Annotated in this window: 17 protein-coding genes; 8 read left to right on the forward strand and 9 right to left on the reverse strand. The window is 44.6% G+C overall.

The annotated features are described in order from the left end of the window. Window positions 1–75 precede the first annotated feature (75 nt). Together INQ51_RS13050 and INQ51_RS13055 are read right to left on the reverse strand one after the other, a co-directional pair. The gene (locus INQ51_RS13050; RefSeq protein ID WP_233378406.1) at window positions 76–3,075 is read right to left on the reverse strand and encodes a T9SS type A sorting domain-containing protein; all 3,000 of its coding nucleotides are present in this window, start codon (window positions 3,073–3,075) and stop codon (window positions 76–78) included. A 468-nt stretch (window positions 3,076–3,543) separates the two neighbouring features. Beyond that, window positions 3,544–6,465: an FAD-binding and (Fe-S)-binding domain-containing protein gene (locus INQ51_RS13055; protein ID WP_233378407.1), complete on the reverse strand. Its 2,922-nt coding sequence runs from the start codon at window positions 6,463–6,465 to the stop codon at window positions 3,544–3,546. 592 nt (window positions 6,466–7,057) lie between these two features. Here INQ51_RS13055 and INQ51_RS13060 point away from each other — a divergent pair. Next, the gene (locus INQ51_RS13060; protein WP_233378408.1) at window positions 7,058–7,354 is read left to right on the forward strand and encodes a LysO family transporter; all 297 of its coding nucleotides are present in this window, start codon (window positions 7,058–7,060) and stop codon (window positions 7,352–7,354) included. Further along, window positions 7,344–7,949: a lysine exporter LysO family protein gene (locus tag INQ51_RS13065; RefSeq protein ID WP_233378409.1), complete on the forward strand. Its 606-nt coding sequence runs from the start codon at window positions 7,344–7,346 to the stop codon at window positions 7,947–7,949. Before INQ51_RS13060 ends, INQ51_RS13065 begins: the two co-directional genes overlap by 11 nt. A 7-nt stretch (window positions 7,950–7,956) precedes the next feature. Here the strand turns inward: INQ51_RS13065 and INQ51_RS13070 are convergent, their stop codons facing one another. The 5 genes from INQ51_RS13070 to acs form a co-directional block, all read right to left on the reverse strand. After that, window positions 7,957–9,090: a hypothetical protein gene (locus tag INQ51_RS13070; RefSeq protein ID WP_233378410.1), complete on the reverse strand. Its 1,134-nt coding sequence runs from the start codon at window positions 9,088–9,090 to the stop codon at window positions 7,957–7,959. A gap of 194 nt (window positions 9,091–9,284) precedes the next feature. Beyond that, a complete protein-coding gene (locus tag INQ51_RS13075; protein WP_233378411.1) occupies window positions 9,285–10,028 on the reverse strand; it encodes an SIR2 family NAD-dependent protein deacylase in 744 nt (247 codons plus the stop codon). 34 nt (window positions 10,029–10,062) lie between these two features. Next, entirely contained in the window at window positions 10,063–12,768 is a 2,706-nt protein-coding gene (locus INQ51_RS13080) for a bifunctional acetate--CoA ligase family protein/GNAT family N-acetyltransferase (RefSeq protein WP_233378412.1), read from the reverse strand. 305 nt (window positions 12,769–13,073) lie between these two features. After that, the gene (locus INQ51_RS13085; protein WP_233378413.1) at window positions 13,074–14,324 is read right to left on the reverse strand and encodes an OFA family MFS transporter; all 1,251 of its coding nucleotides are present in this window, start codon (window positions 14,322–14,324) and stop codon (window positions 13,074–13,076) included. Between the two features lie 205 nt (window positions 14,325–14,529). Continuing rightward, the gene (gene acs, locus INQ51_RS13090) at window positions 14,530–16,452 is read right to left on the reverse strand and encodes an acetate--CoA ligase (RefSeq protein ID WP_233378414.1); all 1,923 of its coding nucleotides are present in this window, start codon (window positions 16,450–16,452) and stop codon (window positions 14,530–14,532) included. A 632-nt stretch (window positions 16,453–17,084) separates the two neighbouring features. Between acs and INQ51_RS13095 the strand changes: the two genes are divergently transcribed. The 5 genes from INQ51_RS13095 (at window position 17,085) to INQ51_RS13115 (ending at window position 22,483) form a co-directional block, all read left to right on the forward strand. After that, entirely contained in the window at window positions 17,085–17,987 is a 903-nt protein-coding gene (locus INQ51_RS13095) for a phosphate acyltransferase (RefSeq protein ID WP_233378415.1), read from the forward strand. Between the two features lies 1 nt (window position 17,988). Then, entirely contained in the window at window positions 17,989–19,068 is a 1,080-nt protein-coding gene (gene buk, locus INQ51_RS13100; protein WP_233378416.1) for a butyrate kinase, read from the forward strand. 392 nt (window positions 19,069–19,460) lie between these two features. Further along, the gene (locus INQ51_RS13105) at window positions 19,461–21,095 is read left to right on the forward strand and encodes a dipeptidase (protein WP_233378417.1); all 1,635 of its coding nucleotides are present in this window, start codon (window positions 19,461–19,463) and stop codon (window positions 21,093–21,095) included. 36 nt (window positions 21,096–21,131) lie between these two features. Then, window positions 21,132–21,644, forward strand: a complete 513-nt coding sequence (locus INQ51_RS13110) for a holin family protein (protein ID WP_233378418.1) — start codon at window positions 21,132–21,134, stop codon at window positions 21,642–21,644. After that, the gene (locus INQ51_RS13115) at window positions 21,641–22,483 is read left to right on the forward strand and encodes an N-acetylmuramoyl-L-alanine amidase (protein ID WP_233378419.1); all 843 of its coding nucleotides are present in this window, start codon (window positions 21,641–21,643) and stop codon (window positions 22,481–22,483) included. The genes INQ51_RS13110 and INQ51_RS13115 overlap by 4 nt, the downstream gene beginning before the upstream one ends. A gap of 62 nt (window positions 22,484–22,545) precedes the next feature. Here the strand turns inward: INQ51_RS13115 and INQ51_RS13120 are convergent, their stop codons facing one another. Both INQ51_RS13120 and INQ51_RS13125 read right to left on the reverse strand, forming a co-directional pair. Beyond that, window positions 22,546–22,869, reverse strand: coding sequence for a hypothetical protein (locus INQ51_RS13120; protein WP_233378420.1), 324 nt, complete (start codon window positions 22,867–22,869; stop codon window positions 22,546–22,548). A gap of 10 nt (window positions 22,870–22,879) precedes the next feature. After that, the gene (locus INQ51_RS13125; RefSeq protein ID WP_233378421.1) at window positions 22,880–23,299 is read right to left on the reverse strand and encodes a hypothetical protein; all 420 of its coding nucleotides are present in this window, start codon (window positions 23,297–23,299) and stop codon (window positions 22,880–22,882) included. 266 nt (window positions 23,300–23,565) lie between these two features. Here INQ51_RS13125 and INQ51_RS13130 point away from each other — a divergent pair, with 266 nt between their 5' ends. Further along, window positions 23,566–24,645 carry a mannose-1-phosphate guanylyltransferase gene (locus INQ51_RS13130; RefSeq protein WP_233378422.1) on the forward strand — a complete coding sequence of 360 codons (1,080 nt, stop codon included), beginning with the start codon at window positions 23,566–23,568 and terminating at the stop codon, window positions 24,643–24,645. Window positions 24,646–24,708: the final 63 nt, after the last annotated feature.

A 24,708-nucleotide genomic window follows, 5' to 3' on the forward strand; every position in this document is an offset into this window, starting at 1 on the left:
GCAATGCCTGCCAGTCTATTTTCCTCCGGACATAATAATGTAGTGTTAAAATTAATCTCCGAAGCCAGTGTAAAACTATTGCTTGATCTGTAATAGTTTTCCTGTAAGTTGTTTATCTCCTGTCCTGAATTTATAGATCAGGGTAGTAGATTGTTGTTTCGGCAGGCTCACTTCAAAAGTGTTAATGCCCGCGTTCAAATGCCCTTGATGTATGATTTTCACTTTTTGTCCCAGCATATTGAATAGTTCCAGACTTCCATTACTTTCTTCAGGAACGTTAACTTCAAATTTTACCTGATCACTGAAAGGATTTGGATAAGCTTTCACCGAGAATTTGGTATTTACACTCTCTCCAATAGCTACCGATTTTACCGTCTGGGCAATAGGTGCAGATTTAACAGCTTGTACAATAGTTGCTGATTTAGTAGATAATCCACAAGAATCGGCATTAAGAGAAATGCAATCACCGATTTGGATTGTTACCTTGTAGCCCGAACCGGCAGGGATATTGCTGAAAGATGTGTCACTCTCATTAACTGCAACGATAGAATTCCCGGGGAATACACCCGCAATATCATCTCCGTTCTTATCTTTTATCGTATATGTTGCACCCTTAACCACATTTGTAATTGTAACACTAAATGTTGAATCATCACAAGCAGGTGGATTGTAAGCAACTATTGGAGCCGCCGGAGCCGGGTTTATTATCAGTGTATCCGCAATCCGATACAGGCTTTTACAACCAGTCAGGTCATTTACAGCTTCTCCAAATAAAATAAGAGTATCAGCAACTGTGCTGACCAGGGAAGCAGGGTCTACAACATTGCCATTGGTCTGCGCGTCGTACCAGACAATTGAAACACCATCGGGAGCAGTGGCCGAAGCCGTTAAAGTTTGCTCTTCTCCTGTTTCACATTCCGTTACATTAACCGGATTGGTTGGGGCCGCCGGAGCCGGATTTATAATCAGGGTATCTGCAGTTCGATACAGGCTTTTGCAACCAGTCAGGTCATTTACAGCTTCTCCATATAATACAAGGGTATCAGCAACAATGCTGACCAGAGTAGCGGGATCTACAACATTGCCATTGGTCTCTGTATCGTACCAAACAATTGAAACACCATCAGGGACAGTAGCTGTAGCCGTCAAGGTTTGTTCTTCTCCTGTTTCACATTCCGTAACATTAACCGGGTTGGTTGGGGCCGCCGGAGCCGGATTTATTATCAGGGTATCCGCAGTCCGATACAGGCTTTTACAGCCAGTCTGATCTACAGCTTCTCCATATAAAATAAGGGTATCAGCAACTGTGCTGACGAGGGAAGCGGGGTCTACAACATTACCATTGGTCTCGGCATCGTACCAGACAATTGAAACACCATCAGGAACAGTGGCCGATGCGGTTAAAGTTTGTTCCTCTCCTGTTTCACATTCCGTAACATTAACCGGATTGGTTGGGGCCGCCGGAGCCGGATTTATAATCAGGGTATCCGCAGTACGATCAAGGCTGGTACATAGTGTTAATCTATTAACGGTCTCTCCATATAAAATAAGGGTATCCGCAACTGTGCTGACCAAGGTAGGTGGGTAGACTTCATCGCCACCGCTCGGTGCATTGTACCAAATAATAGTATCGCCATCGGGGACAGTAGCTGTAGCCGTCAAAGTTTGTTCTTCCCCTGTTTCACATTCCGTAACATTAATCGGATTGGTTGGGGCCGCCGGAGCCGGATTTATAATCAGGGTATCCGCAGTACGATCAAGGCTGGTACATAGCGTTAATTTATTGACGGTTTCTCCGTATAAAATAAGGGTATCTGCAACTGTGCTAACCAAAGCAGGTGGGTAGACTTCATCGCCACCGCTCGGTGCATTGTACCAAATAATAGTATCGCCATCTGGGACAGTAGCAGTTGCGGTCAAGGTTTGTTCTTCTCCGTTTTCACACACTGTAACTGGAACTGCATCAGTTGGCGCAACAGGGTTATCAAATACTTCAACGCTAACGGTATCATCTTCCACACAGCCATTGGTATCAGTAAATGTGTAAATCACTTCGAAAGTGCCGACTCCTGCAACTGACGGATCGAGGGTCGCTGTTCCGTCTCCTTTATCCGTAAAGCTTTCTGCAGGTGCATTTGTGCTGAATACTCCCGAAATACCTTCATTGGGTTTTGGTGAACCTTCAAACGACATCGTACTGCCATCAACACACACATCCAATGGATCTGTTAATGTAACTGTCGGGCTTGGATAAACAATTAAGGCAACAATAGCAACAGAAGAGGGATACGGTGGGATGGTGCTGGTGACCTTTGCGTATACATCTTCTTCAGCACTCTTGGTGGTATAACTTTCAGGATTACTAATTAGAGAATCTAATGCAGAATCTTTATACCATTCAATGGTTACATCGGTTGATTTTGTAACAAGAGTATCAAGACTTCTCAAATTAAAGGTGGCTGTGGTACCTCCCGGAACATCAGGACAGCTCTCATGAGAAAAATTTTTAGCCAATGGGATTTCAACAGCAATATAATCACCGCCAGGCAACGAAAAACATTTAGACGGGGTTTTGGGACATTGGAAAGCTTCACCTTCGCAAAAATTCTTATTTCCGGTTCCCCAGGCAATATAAACATCTGTTAGTGCAATTGCCGTTCCGCATGGCCAGGATAGCGTTTGATTAAATGTTACTCTATTCAAAGGTTGGTTTAGGGTGTCGCCAAAACACTGGCTCATAGAATCGAGTGTTCCACGGGGTACTCCAAGATCTAATTCTTTAATTTTAGTGTAAATCGAAACGCCTACGCGCGGGGTGTTGGTTGATAGCTCCAAAGTCAAATAAACGATAGCATCTTGGCCGTTTTCACAGACAAAATTTGAATCTAACGGATTTCCAAATTCATCCGATAAATAGGCATTCTCAATCTGTATGTCGTTGGAAGTACAGCCTGACACGCAATCAGCAGGCGTTGTTTGTGCATAAGTGGTCATGGAAGCCGCCATAAATAGTCCCGTAATCAACACTATTATTGCTGCGCGGGATGAACTAAAAATTTGGTAAATTTTTTTCATCTTGTTTGATTTTTTATTAAAAATGAAGTAAGATACCTAGAGCCCAAACACAGCTTTACCAGACTTTCTATTGGGTAGAGTCTTAAATTGCAGTCGTAAGAACACGGAGTTTGATAATATGAAAGAGGTTAATCTTAGATGCTCTCGACGTGCTTTGCCTTGGAATACACGTTGGATTTTTATGAAGTACGTTCCTGTAAGAAATTATTTACTGAATTTCTTATGCACCAGGTTCAAATAAAAGGTGGAGAATTGAGATGATACCCTATTTTTTTATCTTAATTCACCCTATTCAAGTTAAGAATATTTTTCTGTTTATTGAATGTTTACCAGTCCTAATTATAGAAAATGGCGAGGTAATGAATGAAAATACCATTAAAACGGCACAAATAATTCTTCTAGGTAGCCTAAAACAATCTCAGGCTGAACCGACCGTGGGCCAGCCTGAGATATTGAATTAACTTCAAATTATACCAGTGCCTCGTACAGCACTTCTACCGGGTGCAATGCTTTTTTGCCAGTGCCGTCTTTTATCTGGTGGCGGCACGAGGTCCCCGGTGCCGAAACAATGGTTTCTGCTTCAGCATTTCGGACGGCCGGAAACAATACCATTTCTCCAATTTTCATCGATAAGTCGTAATGTTCCTTTTCGTAGCCAAACGAACCGGCCATACCACAACATCCCGAAGGAATTTCCTCTACCGTGTAGTTGGTTGGCAGGGAAAGCATTCTTTTGGTTGGATCGGTTGAAGCAACGGCTTTTTGCTGACAGTGCCCGTGGATCAGGATTTTTCTTCCTTCTGTGGTAAAAGCAGTGCTGTCAATGTTCCCTTTTTCTGCTTCTTTTGCAATAAATTCCTCTAAAAGCAGTGAGTTTTCCCCCAGTTTCACTGCGTCTTTTTGTAAACCGTCTTTTACCAGTTCCGGGTATTCATCGCGGAAAGCAAGAATGGCAGAAGGTTCAATGCCGATAAGCGGTGTTTCCGAAGTAATAATGTCTTTTAGTAGCTTAACATTTTCGCTTGCAATCTTCTGTGCCGTTTTTACCAGTCCTTTCGACAAAAATGTTCGGCCCGATTCTTTGGTTACCGGAATTTTAACTTCATAACCAAGTCTGGTTAACAACAGGATCGCCTTGATACCGATATCACTTTCGTTGTAATTGGTAAACTCGTCGTTAAACAGGTAAACCTTTCCTTTGGATGCTGATTCGGGTTTGGGAAGTCCGTTTCCAACCCAGCGGTTCAGTGTAATTTTTGACAAGGACGGAACGCTTCTTTTGGTTGAAAATCCGATGGACTTTTTGAGCAGAGAAGTGTTCATCATTAGGTTGGATATAGGCCGGAAAACCATCGCCAAGCGGTTTAGCCTTGGTAGGTACGCAACGAGCTTCGACCGGAGTGGGATACCATGAATATCGTAATAATGTTGCAGGAATTCGGCTTTGAGTTTGGCCATGTCAACATTCGACGGGCACTCGCTTTTACAAGCCTTACAAGAGATGCAAAGATCCAGGATGTCATAAATTTCCCGGTGATCAAAGGCCTGCTCTTTTTCGTTGTTGTACAGGTACTCGCGAAGAATATTGGCACGGCCTCGCGTACTTTTGTCTTCGTCGCGGGTAGCCATAAAAGTAGGGCAGAGGGTTCCCCCGATTTTCGAAGATTTCCGGCAGTCGCCGGAGCCGTTGCACTTTTCTATACTTCTGAAATAGCCGCGGTTGTTTGAAAAATCGAAGCTGGTGTCGTAATCAGGAATGGCCTTTCCTGGAATTACCCGCAGGTTTTCGGTGATGGGCGGCGTATCCACAATCTTTCCGGGGTTAAAAATATTATCCGGGTCCCAGGCTTTTTTGACTGACTTGATCAGCTGGTAGTTTTTTTCACCCAGCATAAACGGAATAAATTTTCCGCGTGCCCTGCCGTCGCCATGTTCGCCACTCATCGATCCGCGGTATTTCTTTACCAAGGCCGCCACCTCGTTCATCAAAGTGTCGAACAGTTCCACGTCTTTCGGATCCTTGAAATTGATCAAAGGCCTGAAATGTATTTCGCCGGTGGCAATGTGAGCGTAGTAAATGCTGCTGAGCCCGAGTTTTTCCAGCACCTTTTTCAGGTCGGCAATGTATTCCGGTAAATACTCCGGGTGAACAGCGGTATCTTCAATTCCCGGAACACCCTTCCGGTCGCCCGGAACATTGGAAAGCAGTCCGAGGCCTGCCGTTCGCAGCGCCCAAACACGTTTTATGTTTTCAGCCTCGGTAATCAGCGGGTAATGATACCCAAGCCCGGCTTCTTTTAACTCGTTGGCAAGTTTTTCTGCCGTCGAAGTAAGTTCTTCTTCATGCTCGTACGAAAACTCGATCATCAGCATAGCGCCCGGATCTCCTTGCACAAACCAGCGGTTTTTTCGTTGTTCGATGTTTTGTTTGGCGGCTTGCATTACCGGATCGTCCATTAGTTCGATAGCCGTTGGCTTGTATTTTAGCGCAATCAGGTTCCCGTAAATCGATTCTTCCAGTGTCTCGAAATGTGCACATACCAAACCGCGATGCTTGGGTGGCAGCGGAATGACATTTAATTTGAGGCGGGTTGAAAAGGCCAGCGTTCCTTCCGATCCTGCCAGCAGTTTACAAAAATTGAAACGTTCTCCGTCTTCGCTAAACATTTCCGAATCCATCAAAACATCGATGGCATACCCCATGTTTCGCCGGGTAACCCGCGGATCCGGGAATTTCTCCCTGATTTCCTGCTGGTTTGCAGGATCAGCCAGCATTTCAAAGATATTGGTGTAAATGGCTTTTTCCAACGCATTGGGATTGCCGTTCATTTTTGCGCTGAATTCTTCTTTCGTCAGCGGTTTAAAAGTGGTTTCCGAGCCGTCCGACAAAATAGCATCCACCTCCAGGATGTGTTCGCGCACACTGCCGTACACCAGCGAATGCAGCCCGCAGGAATTGTTTCCAAGCATTCCTCCCACCACACAGCGGTTGGCGGTGGATGTTTCGGGGCCAAACTGCAACCCGTGCGGTGCCAAAAACTGGTTTAACTCGGCCAGTACCACGCCGGGTTCAATAACAACGTATTTTTCTTTTTCGTTGAATTCCAGGATGCGGTTCATGTATTTTGAGATGTCGACTACTATCCCCGGGCCAACTACTTGTCCGGCCAGCGAAGTACCTGCCCCCCTTGGAATAATGGATGTATTGTTTTCGCGTGCAAAGGCGATTATTTTTTTGATATCACTGGCCGTTTTTGGTTTGGTTACAGCCAGGGGCATTTCCTTGTACTGCGATGCATCGGTTGAATACAGAACACGTTGTACATTATCGATAAAAAGGTCGCCGTCGAGTTGGCCCTTTAGTTCGTTAAATTTAGCTGTAGTTGTCATCTCAAAGGTGTTTTGAATTGCAAATATATGTAAGATGTCATACAAGTCGCAATTCTTTTTCTGAATTTTAAAAATAGAAAATAAGCGGACAAGAATTTGTTGTGCTGATTCTTTTTTTATTCACCAATTGATGTTGAGTCCGAGGTTTTCCGTTCTCCTGCTCAAATGCTTATCTATATGGATAAAAATACATTTACGTCTACCAGAAATAAAGGAATAATCTGTCAGACTATTTCAGGAAAGGTCCCTCTGCACTGGTTCCGTAGTTCTTTGAAGTAACCTTGGAATGCTTTGCATTCCTCCTAGAGTTCTCTGAATGACTTTCGACGTTCAATGCGGCAGCTCCGATTATCAATGCGTTGTCCGTGGAGTTGAATGTTTTGAATCGGCTGATGAATTCTTAACATCGCGACATCTCCGAACAAACTCTGGTGACGAATTTGCAATCTTTGGATTACAATGTTCTTATCGTGGAGTTGATTGCGATGGGGCCGTTCGATTAATGCGATCGCTTTGATTTCATAGAGCTCTTTTCGTCAGTGAACCGGATAATCTCTATATTCGGATCGTTTTTCATTTGTAATAAAGTTTTATGGTTACAGTATTGGTGTTAATGACTATTGGTATTCTTCTGGGAAGGTTTTTGGGCCGTATTCCCGATTTACTGAAAGTGGTTGAAAAGTTAATTTCTTATGCCATTTTTCTGCTCTTGTTTTTGCTGGGGATTTCGGTAGGGGTAAACAAAACCATTATTGACAACCTGGATAAAATAGGAATCAAAGCGGTTTCCATAACGTTTGGGGCGGTGGCCGGAAGCGTACTGGTATTGTGGGTATTGTACAAAATGCTGTTTTCAACCGATACAAAGGAGGGGCAGGATGAAAAATAGTCTTATTATTCTGGCTTTTTTTTCGATAGGTGTTCTGGCGGGTGTTTTCAATTTTTTGCCCGGGTTTATTGTTCAAAACGATTACAGCATGTATGCCCTCTATGCCCTTATGTTTTTGGTGGGTATCAGTATTGGTGCCGATAGAAATTCGTGGAAGGTAATAAAACAGATGAATGTTAAAATTTTGCTGGTGCCTGTGGGGGTTGTGGTTGGTACGCTTGGGGGCGCTGCGTTAACCGGGCTTTTCCTTTCTGATTTGAGCATAAAAGAATCGATGGCTGTTGGTGCAGGCTTTGGTTATTACAGTTTGTCAAGCATTTTTATCACACAGATTCATGGAGAAACACTGGGGGTAATTGCCCTTTTATCAAATATTTTGCGCGAGATTTTTACTTTGCTGGCCACTCCGCTCTTGGTGGTGTATTTTGGGAAACTGGCTGGAATTGCATCGGGGGGCGCAACTTCGATGGATACTACCATGCCGATTATCGTTAAATATTCAGGAAAAGAGTGGGGGGTAATTGCTATTTTTAGTGGTGTGGTTTTAACGATAATCGTACCCTTTCTTGTGAGTTTTATTCTCGAAGTTCTATAGCTTTTTGTTACCTGTATCTTCTGAAAAACTGATCGAGTTCATTGCTAAGCCGGTCGTAAATGGGCCGGGTAAATTCAATAAACAGGTCCTGATGAGGAGGAAGAGGCATTGCCTTATTCTTTGTTAGCGCGAATTGTTGGTCGGTTAAAGCCTGTTTGTCGCCCACATAAATGGCGTAGCGGTTTTCCCAGGTAAACGAACCGGGGATAAGCTGGTCGCGCAGTAAGTTCCCGGTGTTAAAATCGATAATGCGATAATTCAACCTTCCGCCCGAAATCACTTTGTCGGAGAAGGTTTTGAGCTTTGCTTTGTACGTTTTGTATGTTACCCGGGTGGTATCTTTTGTTTCTACTTTTACTTTGTTAACCAGTTCCTCTTCTTTTTCTCCACGCACTAAATTCCCAACGGAAAAATCGAAAAACTCCATTTGTACGATAAAATCCGGATGTTTAATCTGATACTTTTCAGCTTGCTGAGGAGAATAGAAGTTGACAAAACTTCTTTCGGTATATTTGTTATTCAAATATTCAAATACCTGGTTGTAAAAGAACTCAGAACTCAGTTTATAGGTTCTGCTCTGAACCGTGGCAGCTTCTACCACAACTTTGTAAGTAGCCATGTCTTTGGCTGTTTCCATTTCCTGCAAAACATTTTGGTAGCCCGGAATTAGCTGGTCTGCCTTGAGAAAATGGTTGAATGCAGTTCGTGCTGCTTCGCGCGTATTTTGTTGCAGGAAATGAATTCCGGCCTGGTACCTCTCCTGTGCTGCTTTTTCGTAAGCCATATTCAGTTCCGAAGTGTACGTTTTCGGATCGGCAATCAATTTGCGTGTGGCCGGAGTGCTTCTTAGCTGTTCCGATAAATGGTTTACCTGGTGCATAATGTTAATGGCCCGTTCCCATTTGAAAGCAGCGTTCGACGAAAGTGCCAGATCCAGTTCTTCCTGCGACCACTCAATGGCCATTGGGTATCCTTCTTTTACAACGGTCGTTGCTTTTCCGTTATCCGGATCCGACTTTAATCGATCAACAGCTTGTACAATGGCCTGGTAATAGTTGCCCTTTTGCAGGGCTTTTTTGCCGGAGGAACACGAAACAAAAAACAAGACCAGAAGTAGCAGAAAGAGATTACGGTTGTTCATTTTCAATTGTAGAAGTTTGGCGCAAATATAACTTTTAAGGCCTTTGACTGAATGAAAGATCGCGAATAATCGATTGTAAGGTGTCCTTATTTTTTGTTTGCACCTTGCTATTTGTTGACAAACAAGCTCAAAAGTTTGCTACCGGCCATTTGGATTACTTTGTTTTTTGAGGAAGCAGGCCAGAAACGATGGCTTTAAAGATAAAGCAGTTTTCCCAGTTCGGTCATTATTTCGGCTGCATCGCCCTGTAAAAAGATATCGGTTATTTCGCGGGTGAAGTGTGTTGCTTCAATGTTGATTTCGATAATGGTGGCGCCGTGTTCTTTTGCCTTAACCGGAATATGAGCCGCAGGAAGTACTTCGGCGTTGGTGCCAATGATCAGAAAAACATCTGCTTTTGCGGCCTCTTCAAACGATCGCCGTTTCGCAAATGCAGGTATGGGCTCGTTAAAAAAAACTATGTCGGGTTTAAGAATTCCTTTGCAAACAAAACACGTCGGAGGTAAGTAGTTCAGGTCGGCAAAACTCATGTCGTATTCGGTGCTGCACGCGGTGCAAATCAGTTGAGTGTAAGTGCCGTGTAGTTCGTACACATGTTTGCTCCCGGCTTTTTGATGCAGGTGATCGATGTTTTGCGTAATAATCGATTCGAGGTACGAACGTTGCTGCATTTGGGCCAGTATCTTGTGGGCTTCGTTTGGGAGGGCATCGCCCAGCTTATCGTAAAATATCTCTTTGATCTTTAACCAGGATTGCAAGGGCTTTTTTTGGAAAAATTCGATTTCCAGAAAAATCGGATCAGTGGTATTCCACAATCCGTTTTCTCCGCGAAAAGGCGGAATTCCACTCGGTACCGAAATGCCTGCACCTGTAAATGCCACGGCATACCTGGCTTTCCGAATGGCCTCGGCCGCCTGTTTCACTTTTTCAATATCCATATTTTTGTTACCTGTGTACTAAACAAACCGTTTTCTACACATTTTGTTCCTCCTCTTCCAGATTTTTACTGACCGATACGGTGGTATCTTCGTTAAAGCGAATCTTAAAATTCAGTTTGCGGAAAACGGATATCATCGGTTTGTTGTCGCGGGTAGTTTCTGCCACCAGTTTTTTTATGCCGCGCCCTTTGGCAACATTCAGGCAATATTTTGTAAGCGTGTAGCCCAATTCTTTCTTTTGCCAGGCGTCGGTGATCAGAATAGCATATTCCATAATTTCCACATCGGGATCCGCAATCAGGCGGCCAACACCAATAATTTCCTTTGTGCCATCTTCTTTTTCGTGTTCGGCAACAATGGCAATTTCGCGGTCGTAATCGATAAAGCAAAACTGGGATGCCACTTCGTGCGAGTCAAAATAGAAATCGTACCTGAACCGGTGGTAAATCGATTCTTTGGAACAGCTTCCCAGCAACTGAAGCCACATGGGTTCGTCTTCGGGACGGATGGGACGCAGCAGCACCGGGGTTTCGTCTTTTAGATTGCATGCGCACATCAAACTTTCAGGATAAGGCCGCAGTACAAGATGAGAATATTCTTTCACCGGATTTTTCAGAATCTCTTCATCCACTACAATCCGGGCATCCAGTGCAATCGCGTCGTTGGGTGTAACAATCAGCGGGTTGATGTCCAACTCCTCGATCTCCGGGTAATCGGCAGCCAGGTACGACATACGGATCAGTACTTCAATCAGCTTGTCGATGTTTTTGGGGCTGTCGCCGCGCCATCCCTTCAGCAGCGGATAAATTTTTAGGGAACGAAGCATCTGGCGGGCCAGGTGTTCATTGAGCGGTGGAAATTCCAGCCGCTTGTCTTTGAACAATTCGGCGGTGGTTCCTCCCATTCCAACCAACATAACCGTGCCAAAAATGGGGTCTTTCTTCGTGCCGAGGATCAATTCAATTCCATCTTTCGAATCCACCATTCGTTGCACGGTTACCCCTTCAATTCTTGCATCCGGGCGTTTTTGGGTGGCCGTTTTTACCATGTTGCGAAAAGTGGCCCGCACCATTTCGGCATCTTTTATATTCAGCGCTACTCCGCCAACATCTGATTTATGCGTTATATCAGGCGAATAAATTTTCAGTACCACCGGGTAGCCTTTTTGTTCGGCTATCTGTACCGCTTCGTCTTCGGTGGCAGCCGGGGTGGGGTGGGTGGTATCAATGCCGTAATCGTTGATCAGCATTTTTGAATCGTCCTCGTTCAGGATTTTAGCTTTGGGGAAGACTTCACTCAGGTATTTTTTTCGGAGTTCATGCCGGTCGTATTGAAACGAAACGGGAACTTCCCGCGGTGTTTCATACAACATTTGCTGGTTTTCCGAATATTCCGAAAGTGTCATGAACGCCCTGATCGCTTGTTCCGGAGTTGCATAACTGGCAATTCCGGTCTGGTTAAAGATTTGAATTCCATCGCGCATGGCAGTTCCTCCCAGCCATCCGGCCATGATGGATTTAGTCGTTTTTACGGACATTTCAGCAATGGCGCGCGCAGTTGCCGTTGGATCTGTCATGGCCTGTGGTGTGAGAAGAACCAGCACAGCGTCCACTTTGCCATCTTCCAAAACAATTTCGGTTGCTCGTGCAAAACGCTCGGGCGTGGCATCTCCCAAAACATCCACCGGGTTACCGTGCGACCAGAACGGAGGCAAATAATCATTTAGCCGCTGCATGGTTTCATCCGAAAGTTTGACAAGTTTTCCTCCCATCGCGATCAGTGAGTCGGTAGCCATAACTCCCGGTCCGCCGGCATTGGTAACAATCGCCAGTCTGTTTCCTTTGGGAATTCGCTTTCTTCCCACCAGATCGGTAAAATCGAAAATATTACCAAAGTCAAAAACACGTGCAAGGCCAGCACGGCGGAACACTGCATCGTAAATAGAATCTTCGGATGCCATGGCACCAGTATGCGAGGCTGCTGCAGCCGCTGATTCAGGGAAACGCCCCGATTTGTAAACGATGATCGGTTTCTCGCGCGAGAATGCCCTGGCGGCCGACATAAATGTGCGCGCATCGGCAATCGATTCCACATAAAGAACAATCGATTTGGTATTCGGATCTTGTCCGAAATAATCGATGAGGTCGCCAAAACTGACATCCATGGAGTTACCGATGGACACAAAATTCGAAAAACCGATATTGGATTCGTAGGCCCAGTCGAGCACCGAGGTACACAGCGCCCCCGATTGCGAAATAAAAGCCACATGTCCTTTTTTCGGCATACCGGCAGCAAAGCTCACGTTCATATTCAAGCCCGGAACCAAAATGCCCAGACAGTTGGGACCAATGATGCGCATATCGGGAAATTTGGATTTTTCGGCTTTTACCTGCGCTTCCAGTTTTTTTCCTTCTTCGCCCGATTCCTTGAATCCGGCAGACATGATGATTAGGCCATGAATCCCGGCTTCGCCACATTCCCTGACCAGGTTGGGCACCCACTGAGCAGCCGTCATAATTACTGCCAGGTCGGGTGTTTTCGGAAGACTTTTAACATCGGGGTAGCACGGGATTCCAAAAACTGCTTCGCGTTTGGGGTTTACCGGGTACACAACTCCGTTAAAACCTCCTCCTACCAAGTTGCGGAGGGTAATTCCTCCAACACTGTCGGGATTGTTTGAAACACCAATTAACGCAATTCTTTTGGGCTTAAAAATGCTGTCGAGTTTCTTGATGGCCATGGTCTTAAGTTTTTGGTTGACGTGATTTGTCTTTCACCTGCTTTTGTATTGAACACAGTTGGTTATTCATTGCTATAAATTTCATCAAAAAAAATCATCTTTAAAAATGATCTTTTTTTTCTGGTTGATCTTCTGCTTTTGTTGTAATGGTTTTTTGTTCAGTACGTTAGAGGTGTTGGTGGGTTGAATTCGACAATCAGAATATGTTTAATAACAACCTGAAGTTCAGCTGTTTTATAGCACAAAAGCAGGGAAAATAAAAAGCATCCCGAATCAGGATGCTTTTTATTGGGAAAGGCTGTTGGCTATGAAACCGGCTTTTTGACAAAAATGATCATCAGTGTTCCGATTAAAACCGCAATCCCTGATACGGTAAAAGCCATGGAAAAATTGTTCAGATCACCCATTTTGCCGCCGAGGATGGGGCCGAGTATTCCTCCAACTCCATAAGCCAGGAATACAAAGGGATAGTTTTGCCCCACGTTACGCGCACCAAAAATATCGGCCGTTATGGTTGGGAAAAGGGCAAAGTTTCCGCCAAAATTGAATCCGATCAGTGTGGCGCCGATGTATAGCAATGCCACATTCCCGGCCATAAAAGAGAACAGGATTACGGTTACTCCCTGAATGGCTGTCATCAATGCGATGGATCGTTTCCTGCCAAATTTATCGCTGATCATTCCCCAGAGAATTCGGCCCAAACCATTGGCCAGGCAAAAGAAAACTGCCATGGCAGTGCCAGAAATGGCGCTTGCGGCTTCTTCTCTAATTCCCGATTCCATCAGCGCCTGCATGGGGTACAGTTTCATTAATCCGATGGACATCAATCCGGCTCCGGCGCTAAAAACAAAGGTCAGAAAAATAAGATAGAAGGAAGGATTTCGAAGCATTTCGCTGCTTGTAAACTCTTTTGATTCTTTTTCTCCGGAACTTTGCTGCATCTGTTTTTCCTGAAAACCCTCGGGCTTCCAGTCTTTGGGCGGAAACTTCATCCATAAACCTCCAACGATTACCATCAGGGCAAAGGCTATTCCGTAAATGGTAAAAGTATTGGAGAGCCCCAGGTTTTCGATTAAATGGCCCCACGAGCCGGCTAACTTGACCCACAACATGGCGCCAAAGCCAAACCCGGCCACGGCTAACCCGGTGATCATTCCTTTTTTATCCGGAAACCACCTCATACCAACGGCAATGGGGACTACATAGGCAAGGCCAATTCCGGCGCCTCCTACCAGGCCAATCAGCAACAGCAAGGCGGTAAAATTTGAACCACCTGTTAAACCTGCCAGCAGGTAGCCTGCACCTAAAATTATACCCCCCAGCCAGGTTAGCGTTTGAGGGCCCCAGGCTTTTAATCGTTTGCCGGCAAAGACCATGACAATAGCAAAGGAAGCCAGGCCAACGGCAAATACCCATTGGGTATTCTCGCTCGACCATCCTTCTGATTTTAGCGCGGGTGTAAAAACCGACCAGGCATAAATGGCGCCTAAAGCCAGTTGAATAAGTATGGCACCCAGGATCACATAACCACGGTTTAAAACTTTTGGGTTTTTCATTTGGTTGAATTTTTGGTTTTTTTAGGTCGTCCCGAAAAGCCGGGAAAATTCACAAATCCGTCAACTGACGGCTAATTATCATGTTGTAGTGGAAGAAAATGCTGCATGTGAAATTTGTTACTCATGCTCATTTTCGAAAGGTTGCGGTTGATTTTTTAAAAAGAAAAAAGACACCCTCAGGTGAAGGTGTCTTTTTGTATGTCGCTTAGCGTTTTACGGCTACTTTTGCTCCATCTATAATTGCTTCAACAACTCCGGGGTCGAGCAATGTAGAAGTGTCGCCAAGATTGGTGGCATCGCCTTCTCCAATCTTCCGGAGTATCCGGCGCATGATTTTGCCGGATCGGGTTTTGGGAAGGCCACTCACAATTTGTATTTGATCGGGTTTGGCAATGGGCCCGATAAATTTGTTTACGGTTGCACGGATTTCATCCTCTATGGACGCCAGCTCGGCATCGGTCATGTCTTCACAAATAACATAGGCATAAATTCCGGATCCTTTTATGGCGTGCGGATAACCTACTACTGCCGATTCTACCACTTTCGGGTGCTGGTTGATGGCATCTTCCACTTCGGCAGTGCCAATCCTGTGTCCCGAAACGTTGATCACATCATCAATACGGCCAATGATCCGGTAATAGCCTTCTTCGTCGCGCTTGGCACCGTCGCCGGTGAGGTAATACCCCCGGAAAGATGAAAAATAGGTTTGGTAGCACCGCTGGTGATCTCCCCAGGTTGTGCGAAGCATGCCAGGCCACGGGTATTTAATACACAGGATTCCTTCCACGCTGTTTCCTTTTAATTCATTTCCTTCGTGATCCAGCAACACAGGCTGGATTCCGGGCAATGGTAAAGTCGCCAACGAAGGTTTGGTGGGTGTAATTCCGGCAAGAGGAGAGATCATGATTCCGCCGGTTTCGGTTTGCCACCAGGTATCAACAATCGGGCATTTGGATTTTCCCACCAAATCATGGTACCAGCGCCAGGCTTCTTCGTTAATCGGTTCTCCAACTGTCCCTAAAACTTTCAATGAGCTAAGATCGTGTTTGGTAACCCATTGATCACCCTGGGCAACCAACGCGCGAATGGCAGTTGGGGCCGTATAGAACTGGTTGATTTTGTACTTGTCCACCACATCCCAGAAACGTCCGGCATCGGGCCAGGTCGGAACACCTTCGAACATTACCGAAGTGGCGCCGGCAAGTAAGGGGCCGTAAACAATGTACGAGTGCCCGGTAACCCAGCCAATGTCGGCGGTGCACCAGTAAATGTCGCCGTCGCTGTATTGGAATACGTTTTTAAAAGTATACTCAGTATACACCATGTAACCGCCGGTGGTATGCACTACTCCCTTGGGTTTTCCGGTTGAACCGGAAGTATAGAGAATAAACAGCACGTCTTCGGCATCCATGGTTTCGGCTTTGTTTTCGGTCGAAACGTCTTTGATCAGGTCGTGCCACCAAATATCCCGGCCATCCTCCCAGCTTACTTCCTCGCCGGTACGTTTAAAAACCACCGAATATTTTACTGAAGGGCAATTTGCCACCGCTTCATCAACAATACTTTTTAGCGGAATGGATTTGGCTCCCCTAAATCCTCCGTCGGAGGTGATAACCACCGAAGCTTCCGCGTCGATTACCCTGTCGGCCAGCGCCGTAGCTGAAAAACCTGCAAAAACGATCGAATGAATGGCGCCAATACGGGCACAGGCCAGCATGGCGATGGCAAGCTCCGGAATCATCGGAAGATACAAAGCCACCCTGTCGCCTTTTTTTACACCCAGCTTTTTCAAGCCATTGGCAAACTGTTTTACTTTTTCGAAAAGTTCTCCGTAAGTAAGCCGGACTTCTTTTTCTGCCGGGTCGTTGGGTTCCCAGATAATAGCCACCTGGTCTTTCCGGGTAAACAGGTTACGTTCAAAAATATTCTCCGTAATGTTCAGTTTCCCGTTTACAAACCAGTTTACATCGGGAGATCCTTCGCCTTCAAATTTGTATTGAAGTACCTGGTCCCATTTTTTCTGCCAGTAGTGGCTTTCAGCAATCTTTCCCCAAAAAGTATCAGGATCGGCCACGCTTTCCTGGTACTTTCTGAAGTATTCTGCTAAACTTGTAATTTTATTTACCATCGTTATAACTTTATAGTTTTTAATGATTTAATTGATTTATGAATACGCAAAATGTTCAGATTAAGATTTTCACATAATTCTTTACAGCAACCGGATAAATTGGAGAAATCAGGTACGTAAGTACCATTATCCGAGTTTTCGAAGAGAGTGGAAAAAAGTCGGTATGGTTGATCAAATCGAATCAAGTAGAAAAGGTTTCAGTTGCAACTTTTTTATACGGCTTATCAAGTTAGTACAAAAAATGTTTTCAGAAGAACTATCGGAGCATATTATAAAACAGCTGTTTGCTTTTGAACAATATATAGGGGGTTCTTTGTTGTAATCAGGTTTTGTTCGAAGCCCAAAAGCAAATTTTTCGAACGCATAGGTTAATTGTTCTTTTAAATGGAAGATCTGTTTTCAAAAAAAGTGATAAAAATTTCAAGATGCGATTAAAAATTTTTTGCCGGGAAAAGAAGCAAAATAAAACCAGATAGAGCGGATTTGATAATAATGTTTGCCAAAGCGAACTTTTGAAGTATCCATTTGAAAGCTGAAAGGATCAGTTCATGGTATAAAACATAAAAGAGAATGAGAAATACAGGTGCTTTGTGTCAGCGAATTGCACTAATTTTCGGGTAAAAATGGAGAAGATGCAAATACGTAATTTTGAGGATCTGATCAAAGCCGTACAAAAACAGGAAGCCAGAAGGGTGGTAGCTGTTAACGGTATCGACGAGAACACGCTCGAAGCAATGCAGGATGCGGTACAGCTCGGATTTGTAAAGCCCATTGTAACAGGCGATCGTGAAACCATTGAAAAATCGTGTAGCAAGCTGGGGATCGATGTCAGTTCTTACGAAATCATTCATGCATCCGATTTACAGGAAGCCACCGCGAAGGCTGTTGAGCTGATCCACGAAGGAAAAGCAGATATTCTGATGAAAGGCCTGATTTCGACCGATAAGTTTATGCGTGTCTTGCTTCGAAAAGAATACAACCTGATTCCATCGAAGGGAATGCTGAGTCACATCGCTGTTGTATCGAATCCGAACTACCACAAGCTGCTGTTGTTTAGTGATGCTGCGGTGTTGCCATACCCCGATCTTAAACAGAAACTATTAATTACCAATTACCTGATATGCGCTGCCCGAGCAATGGGAATAGAAAAACCGAAAGTAGCTGTGATCGCTCCAACCGAGCAAATTATTATCTCTATTCCATCGTGTATGGATGGTGCTACCATTGCAAAAATGTCGGAACACGGACAGATCGAACACGGAATGGTTGACGGCCCCATGGCGCTCGACGTAGCTATTAATAGTGACGCAGCTGCCATTAAAGGCTTTACTTCGCCGGTGGCGGGTGATGCCGATTGCTTGTTGTTCCCGAACATTGATGCGGCCAATGTGTTTTACAAAACCAATTCGAAACTGGCCAAAGCCGAAATGTCGGGGATTATTGCCGGGGCCAAAGTTCCGGTAGTTGTTTCATCGCGGGGCGATAGTAGAAAAACCAAGTTAAACTCTGTTGCGCTGGCATCGTTAATAAGTTAGAATGATTCGGATTCTTGCCATAAATCCAGGTTCAACCTCCACCAAATTTGCTGTTTATTTCGAGCGTGAATGTGTACTCAATAAAACCATTCGGCATTCGCTCGAACAGTTGATTCACTATAAAAATGTGGAAGACCAGTTTGAATTCCGAAAAGGATTGATCATCGATGCTTTGGTGGAAGAAAAGATCGATGTGGATTCCATCAAGTATATCATAGGTCGCGGTGGTTTAACCTATCCGCTGGAATCGGGAGTTTACCGGGTGAACAACCTGATGCTTCAGGATCTTCAGCAAGGAGTAATGGGGCACCATGCGAGTAACTTGGGGCCGATGCTGGCCGATTACATTGCACTTCAGATTCCGGGGGCGCAGGCTTTTATGGCCGATCCGGTTGTAACAGATGAGCTGCAGGACATCGCCCGCTTTTCAGGTCATCCGATGCTGGAACGGCGTTCTATTTTTCATGCACTGAATCAAAAAGCTACGGCACGGATTCACGCTAAAAAAGTGGGCCGGAATTACCGGGATTTAAACCTGATCGTTGCTCACCTCGGAGGGGGAATCTCGGTGGGAGCGCACAAAGGCGGTAGAGTAATTGACGTGAACAACGCATTGGATGGTGAAGGTTGTTTTAGTCCCGAACGTTCGGGAACTCTTCCGGCAGGGCAGTTGATCGATTTGTGTTTTAGCGGAAAACTCGAACGTGACCAGGTACGAAGAATGGTGCTGGGTGAAGGTGGCTATGTTGCCTATCTCGGAACCAACGATGCGCGGGAAGTCGAGAATCGTGCCAAGAGCGGTGACGAAAAAGCACGTATGGTACAGGAGGCACTTTTTTACCAACTCAGCAAAATGATTGGTGAAATGGCGGTTGTCCTCGAAGGAAATGTGGATGGAATCCTGCTTACAGGAGGCTTGGCCTACAGTAAAGATTTGGTTGAATATGTTCAGAAAAGAACAGCATTTATTGCAGATATTTTTGTTTATCCGGGAGAAGATGAACTTGATGCACTGGCCATGAATGCCTTGCTGGCTGCTCAGGGCGAAGTGGAAGTGAAGGAATATCAAGGCCGGAAATAGATGTATAAATACGGAAATAAGCGGCGAGTTACGAGCAGTTGAATCGTAAAGAATTGTAGACACAGGACAGAAAGCCACAAGCTTTTAGCTATAAGCCACAAGTGGCTAGTCATTGAATGACGCATTAAAGCATTCTCGCATTTCAATCCATCCATCTAATTCAATCCTTTGAACCCACTTCGTTTGTGGAGGGTATTTGTATTTTTCGGCATAGTTCACTAAATTGTATGACGTGATTTAACCGGGGTAAGGCAGTTTTACATTAAATCAACCATTATCATGTGCCCGGTTAACAAAACAAGACGCTTTGCATCTGTTGCAATTTGTATTCTGATTTTCGAGAACAGAATAGCTACACTTTCCGAAGTAAAAAACTTTAAACCCCTCGAGTTATGGCATCCATAAATCGTTTTGCCGACTTGCATTGTCATCCGCACATGCGGTCGTACAATTGGCTGCATAAAAACCGCAGGCCCGAATCAAAAAGTAAATACAATCCCTGGTGGATCATTCTGCCCAAAAGAAAAGCAGAAGAGAAGGGAAAACGCGCGGCCGCTTATACGCAATGTGATATGGCCAAGATCAACAACGGACATCTCAAACTGGCTTTTGTCTCGCTTTATCCGCTAGAAAAAGGTTGGGTGACCGGGCGTAAAGATTCAACGGAGGTAGTGGCTAAAAACCTTGAGAAATTCCTGGGTGATAATTTGCTGAATGAGGGAGTGAGTACTTTCCTAAACCGTTTTCTACAGTTCATCGGAAATGCGAAAGGAGGCAACCTGGCAGTCCGGGATTTTATTCAGGCCATCTACATGAAGATTCCGTTGCGAAGAATCAACTTTGTACAAAGCAGGAAGTACAATTATTTTGAAGAGTTAAAGCAGGAACGGGAGTTTCTGTTGAAAGCAAATGCGACGGAAAGCAGCACTAAATTATATATCCCGTTTTACAAGCGAATTCTTGTCAGTAAAAAGAAGATACTGCAAAAGGAACAGAAAAGCCTTTCGGCAACAGGCGCTTATTACCTGGCTTTGAACGGGAAAAACGTTGAAGAGATTATCGCACAGGACAAAACAGCATTTGTATTGACCATAGAGGGCGCCAATGTTTTTAATAGTCACGAAGATTTTGAGGCCATCAGAAAAAGGCTTGTAGAGATGAAGAGCTGGGAGCAGCCCGTGTTTTTTATCACTTTCACGCATCATTTCTTTAATTACCTGGCCGGGCATGCACATAGCATTCCCGATGCCGGCAACCTGTTGCTGGATCAATCGGAAGGAATTACAGAAGGGATTACCGAGAAAGGTATGAAAGTGATGAATTTCCTTCTGGCACTAAACGAAGAAGGGAAATATGATCCGGAGAAACTGGGGCGCAGGATTTTGATTGATGTAAAACACCTGAATGCCAAGGCACGAAAAGTTTACTACGAGAAGTTTGTAATCCCGAGTTTTGAAACAGACCATCCAATCCCGGTAATCGCGAGTCATGTGGCTTATTCGGGTGTTGAAACACTTGATCAGCATATCAAACGAATGACGCTCGAAACGAACGGTGACTTCTCGGAACGTTACGGGCATCCGTTCAACAACTGGAACATCAATATTTGTGACGAAGATGTGGTCACCATATTCAAATCGGGAGGTGTGATCGGAGTCAATTTCGATCAGCGTGTACTGGGACTTTCTAAATCGGATGCAGAAGATGAATCAACGCACGCTTACTACGTTTGGCAACACATCAAATGTATGATGAAGGCTGTGATACATTCAGCCGATGACAAGCTTCCTGCGAAGAAAGGCATTGTAAATACATTTTGTCTGGGGACCGATTTCGATGGTTTTATCGATCCGATCAACAGATACGCGACAGTGCTCGATTTTGGGCAACTTGCCAAAGACCTGGTCGGGGAGATAAGCAACGATCCTGAAAAAGAAGAGCTTCTGTTTGGTTTGTCTCCCGAAGAATTTGTGAGAAAAGTGTGCTTCGACAATGCTTACGATTTTGTCGTTCGGCACTTTCATTAGTCAACAGAGAATTCACTATTAACATAACTAATAAACATGGAACTATTTAAGAAACTTTTTGGAAAAGGGATCACCGAAGTAGTGAGTACTGTGGGTGATGTCGTAGATCGTTTTACATTAACGAAAGAAGAAAAACAGGAGTTTAAACTCGAGATGCAAAGCAGCTTAATGAAGCTGGAAGGTGAGCTGGAAGAGACGTACCGGAAGGAATTGGATGCGCGGCAGGAAATTATCAAAGCCGAGATGGCACAGGGCGATTTGTATACCAAACGGGCCCGACCCACTATTGTATATGCCGGCATGTTGTTCATCTTTTTTATTTATGTGCTGGTACCTGTAATTGCTTACATTGGAGGGGCGAAAGAAATGCCTGCCATTGAGCTTCCGGCGGAATTTTGGTGGGCGTGGGGAACCGTAGTAGGAGTGTATGGTGTTGGCCGAACTGCTGAGAAAATGGGCGTTACCAACAAACTGACCAATTTTATTACCGGCTCGGGTGCAAGCAATGTGACAGGCAAAGTAACAACCAACGTAAATGCAGAAGGATGATTACAATTGAACAACACAAACTGGTAGATACCGATGGAAAGATCAAGATTTCTTTCCAGGAAACACCCAATGTGTCGGGGCCTTTTAATGCGGGCCTGCCGGATACTATTGTGATTCATTACACAGCCGGAAGTTCATTAACTTCTTCTGCAAAATGGCTGCAAAATCCGGCTGCAAATGCGTCGGCTCATCTGGTACTTGGTAAAACGGGGGAAGTCATTCAGCTGGCGCCTTTTAATGTCAGAACCTGGCATGCCGGGCGAAGCACCTGGAAAGGACGATCCGGTCTCAATCAATACAGTATCGGAATTGAAATTGACAATGCCGGGCCGCTGACTCAGACGCCGGAAGGATACCTGACTCATTTTGGCAAGAAAGTCGAGAATAAAGATGTGGTACTGGCAAAGCATAAATTCGACAGCAGCGAACGGGGGTGGGAGGCTTATACTCCACAACAGCTCCAGGTAGTAGAGGAAATTTGTCAGGCTTTAAAAGCGGCTTATGGAATAAAGGAAATTCTGGGACACGATGACATTGCTCCATCACGGAAACGTGATCCCGGACCGGCATTCCCTTTGGAATCGCTTCAGGGCAGGGTGATGTTTGGCCGCAATGAAGATTTGCCCGACGAGACCGATGACGATGCTTTGATAGACGCCGCTGTGGTTTTTGCCGACAATCTGAATATACGATCCAATCCCAGTACGAATGCTTCAATGGTTTCGAACCCGCTTTCAAAGGGAACGAAAGTCAGAATTCTAAAATCGCAGGGAGGTTGGTCGTACGTAAAAGCCGATATCGAAGGCTGGGTGAGCAATCAATGGCTCCGAAACGTATAAAAAGCCTATTTCCATTCATAGCATAAAAGCACTTGTCCCGGTTTTCCGGGGTAGGTGCTTTTTTATACCAGGCTAAAAATTTTATTGACGATCAAACCCAGCAACTTGTTTTTCAACTCGTCGATTTTGATTTTAGCCAACCCAATATTTTTAAGGCCCACCATTTCAATCAGGTCTTTTTTTGCCATCACTAGCCATTCCAGATCACCTTTCGAAAGTTCTCCGTTCAGTACCATTAAAGTCCAGCTTTTTATGTCGGTTTGCAGCGAGTCGATCAGGTTAACGGCGTCTTCTTTTGCCTCGTTTTTAAACTCGTTTACCGTGTTGAGCGCGAGCGAAATTCCTTCGTCTTTTAACTCCTTTAAAAGTTTTTCTAAATCTGCCATTGTTCAAGTTTTAAATATCTGAAGGTTTAATTTTTTTACTTTCCAGTTGTGCTATCTGGTCAAACGCAGGGCCAATTATTTTTTTGGCTTCTTCAATAAATATTTTGCTTTGCTGTCCCTGTGTTTTCCATTTTAAAAGAAATCCACCCAAAAGATGGCCTTCTTCGTTGAGCATCTTTTCCCACATTTTTACTGTGATCTCGTTCTTCGGACGATTTTTCTCGTATTCATAAATCTTCTGAAGATTGGAAGTGAGCAGTAAAACCTCGTCTTTGTGCTGATCAAAATCATCGGTGGCAAGGTCCATCACGCTCAATGCATCCACTTTCAGCGATGTAGTTTGCACATACGCATATTGGTCGAATTGCGAAATGGTTGCGCAAGCCCAAAAAGCGATGAAAAAGCTGAGCAAGAGCAATTGCTTACTCATTCTGTTTAAATGACTTTTCTTTTGCATGTTGTTGATTATTAATTTGATTTAATGGATTCGCTATTCAATTTACGGAAAATAGCTTGGAAATCAATACTCAAATTTTGGGATGACCTCTATGGCTTTCAGACCACGAAAAATTTATGCGAAGGGAAAATAATCAGTTGTTGAATAATTCATTTCAGACGGGGCCTGAATCATCTGTTTTTATTTATGAATTTCATGGAATAAAAGGTATTTTAGCCATCCTCATAATATCTTGAACCATGAACAAACTTTATACATTAATTATGGCCGGAGGTTCCGGAACGCGGTTCTGGCCACGAAGCAAAATCATCCGTCCCAAACAATACCTGAATATTTTCGGAGATGATTCACTGTTGCAGGACACGATTGACCGTTTTGCGACCTTCACCGAAAAAGAGAATATTTACATCGTTTCGAGTGCTTCGCAGGCAGAGGTCCTGGAGAAACAGGCATCCATGCTTCCTAAAGCAAACCTGATTTATGAGCCCGTTGGGAAAAACACTTTACCCTGTATTGGATTGGCGGCGATGTATGCCGAGAAAGAAAATCCGGAGGGAATTATGGTGGTTTCACCTTCGGATCATCTGATTCAGAACAACGAGCTTTTTAAAGACACGGTAATGGCTGCCGTTAAAATTGCTGATGAACGCGACGGTATTGTCACGATTGGAATTACCCCTACTTATCCGGCAACCGGGTACGGTTATGTGCAAACAGCCGAAGACATTACGGGAGAAGAAACGATTCGCCAATTTAAAGTGGCACGCTTTGTTGAAAAACCCAACGAAGAGGTAGCTTCCGGTTACCTGAAACAAGGGGGCTTTTTCTGGAACAGTGGGTTGTTCGTATTTAAAGTTTCGGTGTTTCTGGCCGCCGTAGAAAAATTCGCACCGGCGCTTTATGCCGATTTACGAAAGATTCAGGCTGATCTTGGGAAACCGGAATATCCTCAAACCCTTGATACGATTTATCGTTCCGTGCAGAGTATCTCGGTGGATTACGGCATTATGGAGCATGCCCAAAACATTTACCTGGTGGAGGGAAATTTCGATTGGAATGACCTCGGCAGCTGGGAGTCGGTTTATTTAACGGATAAAAAAGATGAAAATGGAAATGCCGGAGCCGGCGAAGCGCTTCTGCTGGATACTAAAAACTCGTACGTATATTCCGATGAAGGATTGATTGCAGTAGTAGGCCTTGAAGATGTGATTGTGGTGAAGGATGGGAATACAACACTGGTTTGCAGGCGGGATAAAGCCGAAGATGTTAAAAAAATTGTGGAGCAGTTAAAAGCCACCGGAAAGGACGAATTCCTTTAAGGTGCGCTGCAAATATTCGAAAATTCGGAGAAGGCACAGGTTAGTACAGGTTAGTGTTTCGGC

Origin of the sequence: Maribellus sp. CM-23 (genome assembly GCF_021354595.1) — a bacterium.
Lineage (GTDB): Bacteria > Bacteroidota > Bacteroidia > Bacteroidales > Prolixibacteraceae > Draconibacterium.